The sequence below is a fragment of the Streptomyces palmae genome (assembly GCF_004684805.1).
In the GTDB taxonomy this organism is placed as follows: Bacteria; Actinomycetota; Actinomycetes; order Streptomycetales; family Streptomycetaceae; genus Streptomyces; species Streptomyces palmae.
Genome location: NZ_SRID01000708.1, coordinates 1 through 1142, shown reverse-complemented (window position 1 = coordinate 1142; position 1142 = coordinate 1). Strand labels below are relative to the sequence as shown.

General features: G+C 69.1%; 3 protein-coding genes. All 3 read right to left on the bottom strand.

Features of this window, described 5'->3' with window-relative positions; all coding sequences use genetic code 11:
- A partial coding sequence (locus tag E4099_RS32225; protein ID WP_135342619.1) for a TetR/AcrR family transcriptional regulator occupies window positions 1-331 on the bottom strand: 331 nt, incomplete at its 3' end.
- Between the two features lie 126 nt (window positions 332-457).
- Window positions 458-943, bottom strand: a complete 486-nt coding sequence (locus tag E4099_RS32220) for a nuclear transport factor 2 family protein (RefSeq protein ID WP_135342618.1) — start codon at window positions 941-943, stop codon at window positions 458-460.
- Between the two features lie 26 nt (window positions 944-969).
- Window positions 970-1142, bottom strand: a 173-nt coding sequence (locus E4099_RS35305; RefSeq protein WP_167828567.1) for an acyl-CoA carboxylase epsilon subunit, incomplete at its 5' end; no start/stop codon positions are given.

Below are 1142 nucleotides of genomic sequence, written 5' to 3'. Positions count from 1 at the left end.
GGGTGGGGTCCGCCAGGAGGGGGCCCAGCAGAGGCATCGACTGTTCGTAGAAGTCGAGAAGTTGGGTGGCCAGGTGGGCGCAGCAGGATTCCGCGTCCTGGTCCGTGGCATCCGGTAGGAGGTGGGTGGTGCTGGGGAGGCGTTCGGTGAGGAGGCAGGCGAGGAGGTCGGTCTTGTCGGTGAAGTGCTTGTAGAGGGTGGCCTCGGAGCAGTGGGCGGTGGCCGCGATGGCTTTGGTGGTGGTTCCTGGGAGGCCGGTGGTGGTCAGCAGGTGGACGGTGGCGTCCAGGATTCGGGTGCGTGTGGGGCGGACCGGGGCTGTAGTGGGCACTCACTCACCCTTCCGCAGTCGTCTTGGGGGGTTCGAGTGTACGAGTGGGGGTCGGCTGGTGGGTGGGTGCGGGGTGACGCGTCGCGTCCCGGGTATCGGGGCGTTGCGTCACCTCACACGCGTGGTTCAGTGGTCGGTGTTGGCCAGGGGTGGTTGGCCCGACTGCCATACGAGGTCGAAGACGAAGCGGTGGATGCGCCAGCCGTTGGGGGTGCGGCGTGCGCGGGCTTCGAAGTGGCCGCCGATGTCGAAGTGGCCGGCGGGTTCGTCGGCTCGGGGTACGTGGTGGGCCATGAGGTGGGCGTGTACGCGGGCGTGGTCGCCGTCGAGGTCGACGGTGTGGTTGGCGCTGATGTGGTGGGTGCGGGCGAAGTTGGTGCGGGCCATCCGCTGGAACGCGGCGAGTCCTTCGATGCCCATGAACTCGCCGAAGGGGAAGGTCAGGTGGGCGTCTTCGGTGAAGATCGTCTCCAGCCAGGAGTCGTGGGCGCGGTCCTTGTCGAGGTGGAGGATGTAGCGGTCGCACAGTTGGGTCAGCTCGAGGCGGTCGTTGAGGAGTCGTAGTTGGTGGTGGAGGGTCTCGAAGCCGGCCTCGTCGTGGGGTGTGGTCATCTTGGGGCCCTTTCTCGGGTGAGGGGTCAGGCGGCGCGCTGGAAGTGGCCGCTGTGCCAGGCGCGGGGCTGGACGGGGGCGGGTTGCTGCCGGTGCCAGCGGGCCGCGGCGGGTGGTCGGCGGGTCCGGTGGGTGCGGGTGGCGGTCAGACGCTGGTGGAGCAGGGCCGTGAGAGCGGCCAGTTCCTCGGGGGTGGGGT